Genomic DNA, 8,582 nt, shown 5'->3' on the forward strand with positions numbered 1-8,582 from the left:
TAAATTGGCTAAAACAACAAGCATAGGAATTGACATAGGCTACAACCAGTTAAAGGTTGTTCAGCTCAAAAAGACGTCAAATGGTGTCAAAATTGACAGATTTTACTTTGAAGATTACGGATTATCATCAAAAGAGCTTGATTCCCCTGGAATCCGTATGAAAGCTATTTCTCAGATATTAGGCAGGATATTCAAGGATTTAAAACCGGTTAATGTTGTTTTGGCTATCAGTAAATTTGAGGAAAATATCCGCACACTTTCAATGCCCATAATGCTGGAAAAGCAACTCCGGGAAGCCTTGAAACTTGGAGGAAATCAGGAGTTTATCCCGTTTGATCTTAAAGAAATGATCTGGGATGTCAATATATCTCATTTATACAGAAGAAAAGAAGATGTAAAGAGTGATGGCAGGGAAAAAATGGATGTTATCTTTGCTGTTGCAAAGAAAGAAGTCGTAAATAATTATCTTGATTTAGCGGAAAAATTAAAGTTCTCGGTTGATTTTCTTGAGTCGAATGCTCTTGCCAGTCTCAACTTCTCCTGTTTTAATATGGTGATACCAAAAGACAAGGTCTGGGGTAAAATTGATTTTGGTTCGGAGACAACCGCAGTAAATGTGCTTGAAGGTGAAAGTTTAAAATTTGGTCTTAATGTTCCGTGGGGAATAAATGATATTATAGAAGTAGTTCAGTCTTCCCTTTCCATGGACTGGTTGACTGCGAAAGAATACGTCAGTAAACTGGATTTTAGTGCGGGTTATACCGGCTCTGATGATCAATCTAAAAAGGTGTTTTCTGCGCTTGAATCGAAGATTAAGGATTTTTTAAGGCAGCTTAACGGGGCTTTTTCTTTCTTTGAAAGCAAGAGCGGCGGAAGTTCTGTTTCGGAAGTTATTATAAGCGGAGGCGGGTCCAAACTCGTAAATATCGGTAAATATATCTCGTCAAAGATCGGAAAAAACGTAAAAAGTGAAAATCAGATAAATAAAAATGTTATCAGTTATGATAAAGCAATAGAGTCCTCGCTTTTGGAAAACCTGCCTTTGCTTACTACCGCTATCGGTGCGGGACTTCGTAATCTGTTGCAGGTAAAGAACAATATCAATCTACTTCCGCTTGAAATAATAATCGGGAGGAAGCTCCGGAGTCGAAGGTCTCTTATAATTGTTGTTGCTGTTTGTATTTTCCTGATTCTGATGCTTGCGACGGGATATAAAATGAAACAAAGATCGGATGTAATGTTGAAAATAGATGATATAACAGGAAAGCTTGATACCATGTCTTCCGATATTAAAGATCTTAAAAGGAAGAAGAAAGCAATAGACAGGTTGAAGATAATAAAAATAAGATATACCAAGCCTGAAACTAAGTTTAGAAAATGGTCGACTTATATATATGAGCTTAGCTCGATTGTTCCGGATAGAATGTGGCTTGAAACTGCGGAATGGAGTTCTCTGGGTTTTGACACTACCGGTGCCTGCAAAGAGGATATTGTCAAGGAACTCTGCGATAACGGGGAAAATACGGAAAACTTTAAAAAACTTAAGAGTGTTAACACCAGGCAATTGGAGGATAGGACTGCTTTTAAGGTTTCTATCAGAGCAGAAAGAATACCTGCAGTCAAGACCAAAACTTCGGTTAGTTCGGCGGGAGGGAATAAATAATGGCTGCCCAAAATTCTAAAACACAAAAAAAGACAATTCTTGCTTTGCTCGAAGGTTATAACATCAGCAAGGTGGATTTGATAATTTATGCTTCCTGTCTTCTGGTTTTTGTTGTATCGGTTGCGATGTTCGTATTCTTTTCCGGAGATCTTGTTAAAAAGCAGAAGGATTACACCGAGTATTCGGAGGATTATGACAGTTCTCTGATGATTAAGACGCAGGAGGCCCAGTTAACGGAGGCATTTTCTGTCCTGGACACGGCGGCTTTTGAGCTCAGAAATAAGTTCTTGTCGGAAAAACAGGTCGGTGATTTTAAAGAAGCTGTGAAAAACCTTGCAAAGAAATACGGTTGTGATAGAATGGATGCTACAGAAAGGTCAGAGCCTTCTGATACTACAGAGCTTTTCAAAGTTAAGTCAAAAGACGGAGTTGAAAAGGTTATTAGAATTAAATTTAAGAGAAGGTCTCTGGAGTTCAATTTCCAGATGACACTCGGTAATTTTTTCGGGTTTTTAAAATCATTTGAAACAAGTAATAAAATGCTGGAAATTCAGCCTTTCAGGCTGGCACAGGGTGATAATAAAAATTCTGTAAGACTTAATAATTTTAATGTTATGGTCTATGTCGTACCTTCTGAGCTGGATAAAGAGCTTGTGGATTTGATAGGGGATGTGACCTTTGAAGATCATATTTCTGATGTTTTGTTGGGAGAAAAAGCCCAGGTGGTACCTATAACAGAAAAAAGGATAATGGTGAAAGAAACTGTTAAGACAAAGGACGGAGAATGGAATATAAAGCCTATATTCAGGCCTATGGACCCTCCAAAACCAAAGCAGATTATCCCTCCGGGTGAACTCAGATATTTCATAGCTTCTAATCCTATTTATGGTTTTACTTATAATAATGATACGAATAATGTCTACTATGCTATGGTTGGCGGGATTTTGAAAACAAGGGATAATAAAACTATTCCTAACTATGATTCTTTAAAATTACTTCAAATTACGAAAATGGGTTTTATTCTGGAAATGGATGATGTAACAGGGGAGTTGTCGAAATTAAAAAGGTGATAAGTTTCATAAAACTTTGGGGGCTTGTGCCGGTAACACGGTCTTATTGCCCCTGATAGAGAAGGAGGTGTAGTCTCTTAAGTATTTTAAAAAAAATAAAAGGAGGAATGGCTGATGAAAAGAATACTAACTGTAGTAGTCGCAATGCTGATTGGAAGTTTTGCATTTGCTGCTGATGTAAAGTTTGTGGAAGCGCCTATAGACTTCCCGAATACACCGGTAAAAGTAGCGCTCGAAACGGTGTTTTTGAAGTCAGGGGTTGCGTATGCTATAGAGGTGGCGGACATGGGAGTGTATGGTAACGTAACTCTTAGCATAACAGAAAGACAGGAACTTGACACCGTCTTGAATTTAATCCTGGAGCCGAAGGGTCTGCAGTTTACGGTAGATGCCGGCGGTATTTATCATGTAAAGAAAAAAGAAAAAGAGGACACAAAGGCTCCGAGAGTTACCAAGTTGTATGCGTTGACCTACGCGACAGCGGGTGAACTTGTAAGGCAGATGAAGTCAGTACTTACAAAAGAAGGAGTAGTCTCGGTGGATGTAGGGACAAACGCCCTTATTATTACCGATGTAGCGGAAGTATTTGAGGGAATTGAAAGTTTGCTAAAAGAATTGGATAACCCTGAAAGAAAAGCAAAGTTAATAGCAATAAAGGCGAAGTTATTAGAAACGACAAAGAAAACGGACACTCAAGTTTCAATGGATTTTCAGTATACACCTGCCTCTAAGATAAGTATGGGAGGCGAAGCGTTTTTAGACATAACTAGCCCGGGCAGATGGCTGGGAACGATGTACAAGTCGGGTAGTTCATTATTTGCATCACAAACAACACTAACAACAACGGTAGGAGCAGGAGCATCGACGTATGTAGGGGGAGCTTTTTTAGGTCCGTTTACCTATACTGATGGAATTAATAACAAAACGGAGTTTGAAATGCTTGCGACCCAGGCTACGACCCATGTTGAAATGGTCGCAGATCCGGATGTTATAGTGGAAGATGGTACAGAAGCAAGAGTACAGATAGGATCAAGGGAACCGATTACATCTATGAACGTAGTTAGCGGTACGATAACGTATTCGTATACTTATCAGGATGTAAATATAATACTACAGGTAACTCCTCAATCCCAGAGAGACGGGACAATCAGTGTGCAGATAAACCCGCAGATGAACCAGATTGCAGGTTATGTTTCACCGCAGGAAGGAATGAGAATACCGGTCATAGATAACAGGGAGATAAGGACAAAGTTGTTTGTAAGTAACGGCGGAACGATAAGACTGGGAGGAATGATAAAGGATAGGGCGATGACTTCTGAAACGAAGGTTCCATTCCTTGGAGATATTCCGTTAATCGGAATGCTGTTTAAATCGTCAAATCCTGTAGTGGAAAAAGTGGATGTGAGCTTGTTTGTTAGCCCGCATATAGTAGATTATGCGCCGCCAAGGTGTCAGAATACACCCTGGATAAGCCAGTATGAAGTAAAGGTACCGGGTGAGACGGATGTGTTGATAGACTGGAAATTGGACCTGCCGTTTGGAGCTAATGGAATATACAGCTACAATATATACAGAGATGTGCAGGTTATCACTGACTTAACAGATAGAAGGCCGTATGCAACAGGAATAAACGGAGACAGTACGAGCTGGATGGATATGAGCAGGAAGAGAAGGGGTCAGACGTACTACTATGTAGTTACGGCAGTTAATCCGTCAGGAATGGAGCAAGCAATAGATCCTTCGGGAAAGAATAACGCTGTAATCACTATTCCCGATAGATAGAGAAAAGATAGTTAAAAGTTGACATGTCCGGCACTTGCTGATACAAGTGCCGGATGTGTTTTTGTATCGAGAATGTAAGACTTTAAAAGTATTCTACTATGCATAAGGGCAAGTGCCGGACTGATTTTCAGGGTAAATCTTAAGAGGAGGAGCAATGGCAGGAGTAAGTAAAATAAAAAAAATAATCGGAAGGGAAATAATGGATTCAAGAGGTAACCCAACCGTTGAAGTGGATGTAATACTTGGTTCCGGAGTGGTCGGAAGAGCTGCTGTGCCGTCCGGCGCCTCAACGGGAATTAACGAAGCGCTTGAACTTCGTGACGGAGACAAAAAGAGATACGGCGGAAAAGGTGTCCTTAAAGCCGTGAGCAATGTAAATAATATTCTGGCGAAAGAAATAGCAGGTATGAACCCTTTAAAACAGCGGGAGATTGATAATAAAATGCTCTGTGCTGACGGTACCGATACAAAATCAAATATGGGTGCTAATGCGATACTCGGTATTTCCCTGGCTGTTGCTAAAGCTGCAGCACAAGAAGTAAAAAAACCTCTTTACGAATATCTCGGCGGAAAAAATGCCAGAGTTTTGCCTGTACCTATGATGAATATTTTAAACGGCGGCAAACACGCGGATAACAATGTTGACATTCAAGAGTTTATGATTATGCCTGTGGGAGCAAAAAATTTTAAGGAAGCTCTCCGTATGGGTTCTGAGACGTTTCATTCGCTTAAAAAAATACTTTCCAAAGCAGGACTGAGTACCAGCGTCGGTGATGAGGGCGGTTTTGCTCCGAATTTAAAATCCAATGAAGAAGCCTTGAAAGTGATGATGCAGGCTATTGAAACCGCAGGTTTTAAACCGGGGAAAGATATTGTGTTTTGCCTTGATCCGGCGGCAGCTTCTTTTTTTGAAGAAGGTAAATATGTGTTAAAAGCCGAAAAGAAAAAAAATAATACCTCCGATGATATGATTAAGTTTTACGGAAATTTGATAAAGAAATACCCGGTCAAATCCATTGAAGACGGTCTTGATGAAAATGATTGGGCAGGCTGGAAAAAGTTTACCGAGATCTGGGGTAAGAAACTTCAGCTTGTCGGGGATGATTTGTTTGTTACAAACGTGAAGTTGCTTCAGAAAGGTATTGACCGTGACACGGCAAATTCTATTTTAATTAAAGTTAATCAGATAGGTTCTCTTTCTGAAACGCTGGATACCATTGACCTTGCAAAGAAGAACGGTTATTCGACGGTTATGTCGCACAGATCAGGAGAGACAGAAGACGCGACAATTGCCGATCTGGCAGTTGCGGTAAGTGCGGGACAGATTAAAACAGGCTCTGTCTGCAGATCTGACCGTGTTGCGAAATACAATCAGCTCCTCAGGATTGAAGAACAACTGGGAAAGAGAGCTGTTTATCCCGGAGCTTCAATATTTAAGAGGTAATAAGATTGTTTTTTCAGCAAATAGTGAATGGAATTACTCTTGGCGGTGTTTACGCGCTGGTAGCTCTCGGGTATACTATGGTTTATGGAGTACTCGAGTTTATAAATTTTGCGCACGGTGAAATTTACATGGTTGGCGCCTATTGGGCGCTCTTTACGCTGGGGCTGTTCAATGTATCTCTCTTGAGCGGCCCCGGTCTTTTTTTTGCTCTATGTGTAGTATTTCTTTCATCTATATTGTTTTGTTCAATTCTTGGCGTAATAATTGAAAAAGTGGCTTATAAACCGCTTCGAAATTCTCCCAGACTGGCGCCTCTCATAACATCCCTGGGGGTCTCAATTGTTCTGCAAAATGCCGTAATGCTTATTGCCGGCGCGGAAAATAAGAAATTTGATGTTAATTTCCCTGATACCGGTATTAATATAGGAAACGTTTATATCTCCTATATTAATGTTTTTATAATAGCCGTGTCAGTACTTTTAATGATTTTACTGAATTATTTTGTGAGAAAAACTAAGCTTGGCAAGGCGATGAGGGCGGTAGCTGAAGACAAGAAAACAGCAAGTCTGATGGGTATAAACGTAGACGGGATAATATCATTGACTTTCCTTCTCGGTTCAGCGCTGGCGGCTGTGGCCGGCGTGATGATAAGTATTTCTTACGGTATGATTAATTTTTCCATGGGTTATATGGTAGGTCTCAAAGCTTTTACAGCGGCAGTACTGGGAGGGATCGGGAGCATTCCCGGCGCAATGTTTGGGGGGATCCTTCTTGGTCTTATTGAGAGCCTGGGAGCAGGATATATTTCCTCGACTTATAAAGACGTAATTTCATTTGCGATTCTTATTTTAGTATTGATCTTCAGGCCGAGAGGTCTTTTTGGTTCAAAGCAGTCGAAATAATAGTGAAGTAATAATACTAAATATAGTATAATGTTTAATAATAGCAGTGAAGGACAGTTTACAGTGTACCGTTTACTGTAATAAAGTAGCTCGAATACAAAAAAAACTGTAAACAGTAAACTGTAAAAATTTTGAAGGAGGAATAATGCGAAAAAGAATATTTGATGGAATACTTTTGTTCTTAGTGAGTGCGATCTATCTGGCGGCAATGGATCAGAATGTTGCGATAGATGATGCTTTATCAAGGGTGTACTCTTCTGCCTCGAAGATAAAAAATGCAAAAGTCATTTCTATTGTCCCGTTTGAATACGGGCCCGGGATTACTTTTAAATCAGTTGAGGATAAAATTGTTCTTAAACTTGCGAAAACAGGAAATTTTAAGGTGATGGATAAGAAGTCTCTTGAAACAATAATAAACGAGCAGAAACTTTCATTAACCGGATTGACAGAACAGACTAATATGGCGAAAATAGGACAACTTTTAAACGCTGATTGTTTGTTGTTTGGTAAGGTTACTTTGTCCGGCGAATCAATTGTTATAAATGTTAATTTAAAAGATGTAGCCACAGGGGCCGTGGTCTGGGCCGATGAGTTTGTGGGTGAAGACCTGAATAAGATTTCTTTTGGGCCCGGAATCAGAAGCGGATTTTTCAACGGCAGTGTAAACTATCTGCTAAATGACGGCGCGACTAATTTTACGACAGTTCCCGGAGGTTCCGCCGAGAACCAGTTCTTCTTTGCTTTTACCGGTTCTTTTGAACAGCGCTTGCAGGGGTTGAAGGCCATATCTTTTAGTTTGGACGGTATATTTTATCGTGGATATTTTCAGCCTGATCCGGTTGCTGCGGCAATAAAAATAGGGGCAAATGATTATATTTTCAGGTCAACGTCTAATTATACCAATCTTAAACTTCAGCTTTGCGCGCTTGTCAAACTTCACCCGGGTTATATCTTTGACTGGGGTAATGATGTTCTTGTTCTTTATTTTGGTCCCGGGCTTGATGCTAACTATATGCTTGCGGACGCAACTTACAGGTTAACACAAACTACCGGAGGTACTTTTGACAGCGGCGATATTACGTATAAAAAAACGATAGGCCAGATCCTTGCTTTCGGCGGTATGACTTTCAGGGTAGGGATTGAACTAAAACTTTCAACTAACTTCTCGGTTTTTATGGAAGCTTTTTACATCCCGGAGATTACAGCAAATATGATCGAGGCGGATACAAAGATACTGCCCAAGGTAACTATCGGGCAGGGTAATTCAACTTACGGTCTCGGAATAAAATACAATATATTCTAACAGGCTGCTGAAAAACTAAAATAATGGACTTTAAGCAGCCTGATACCTCGCCATTTGTCCTCAAATGGCGGGTAAAATGATAAAAATTGCAGCTGAAAAAATCTTAAAAAGAGTTTTTCAGCAACCTGCTAAGGATGGAAAAAAGGGGCCGCTAAAAACGGTCCCATGAAATATGTTCAGTTTTATCGCAAAAATACTCGCTAAAATAAGAAATCTGCTTAAAAACCCGTCTGATGAATTTCTCTGCGACACCTGCGCCTATGACTACCCGTCTGCCTGTAATAATTCGAAGAGACCGAATGTAAAAGAATGCTCTGAGTACAAGAAAAGATAACAATTACTAATAACTAAGCACTAAATTCTAGTGTGCCAAGGGAAGCGTATTTGTTTAAGCTGGTGAAAGTCCAGTGCAGGCAAA

At 40.0% G+C, this 8,582-nt stretch carries 6 protein-coding genes; all 6 read left to right on the forward strand.

Annotated features, from left to right (window positions below):
- Positions 1 to 4 precede the first annotated feature (4 nt).
- The 6 genes from A2536_02050 to A2536_02075 all read left to right on the forward strand — a co-directional run bounded on the left by A2536_02050 (position 5) and on the right by A2536_02075 (position 8,164).
- Positions 5 to 1,663: a hypothetical protein gene (locus A2536_02050; GenBank protein ID OGF47547.1), complete on the forward strand. Its 1,659-nt coding sequence runs from the start codon at positions 5 to 7 to the stop codon at positions 1,661 to 1,663.
- Positions 1,663 to 2,733 carry a hypothetical protein gene (locus tag A2536_02055; protein OGF47548.1) on the forward strand — a complete coding sequence of 357 codons (1,071 nt, stop codon included), beginning with the start codon at positions 1,663 to 1,665 and terminating at the stop codon, positions 2,731 to 2,733. The genes A2536_02050 and A2536_02055 overlap by 1 nt, the downstream gene beginning before the upstream one ends.
- A gap of 114 nt (positions 2,734 to 2,847) precedes the next feature.
- Positions 2,848 to 4,515, forward strand: a complete 1,668-nt coding sequence (locus tag A2536_02060; protein OGF47549.1) for a hypothetical protein — start codon at positions 2,848 to 2,850, stop codon at positions 4,513 to 4,515.
- A gap of 154 nt (positions 4,516 to 4,669) precedes the next feature.
- Complete coding sequence (locus A2536_02065) at positions 4,670 to 5,959, forward strand: phosphopyruvate hydratase (GenBank protein OGF47550.1); 1,290 nt, start codon at positions 4,670 to 4,672, stop codon at positions 5,957 to 5,959.
- 5 nt (positions 5,960 to 5,964) lie between these two features.
- A complete protein-coding gene (locus tag A2536_02070; GenBank protein OGF47551.1) occupies positions 5,965 to 6,861 on the forward strand; it encodes an ABC transporter permease in 897 nt (298 codons plus the stop codon).
- Positions 6,862 to 7,006: 145 nt separating this feature from the next.
- Positions 7,007 to 8,164 carry a hypothetical protein gene (locus tag A2536_02075; protein OGF47552.1) on the forward strand — a complete coding sequence of 386 codons (1,158 nt, stop codon included), beginning with the start codon at positions 7,007 to 7,009 and terminating at the stop codon, positions 8,162 to 8,164.
- Positions 8,165 to 8,582 lie beyond the last annotated feature (418 nt).

This window comes from Candidatus Firestonebacteria bacterium RIFOXYD2_FULL_39_29 (assembly GCA_001778375.1).
Lineage (GTDB): Bacteria > Oederibacteriota > D2-FULL-39-29 > D2-FULL-39-29 > D2-FULL-39-29 > D2-FULL-39-29.

Bases quoted from the DNA above. Each gene is read 5' to 3' on its own strand.
- A2536_02060 (OGF47549.1), top strand. From the start codon at position 2,848: ATGAAAAGAATACTAACTGTAGTAGTCGCAATGCTGATTGGAAGTTTT.
- A2536_02065 (OGF47550.1), top strand. From the start codon at position 4,670: ATGGCAGGAGTAAGTAAAATAAAAAAAATAATCGGAAGGGAAATAATG.
- A2536_02075 (OGF47552.1), top strand. From the start codon at position 7,007: ATGCGAAAAAGAATATTTGATGGAATACTTTTGTTCTTAGTGAGTGCG.
- A2536_02055 (OGF47548.1), top strand. From the start codon at position 1,663: ATGGCTGCCCAAAATTCTAAAACACAAAAAAAGACAATTCTTGCTTTG.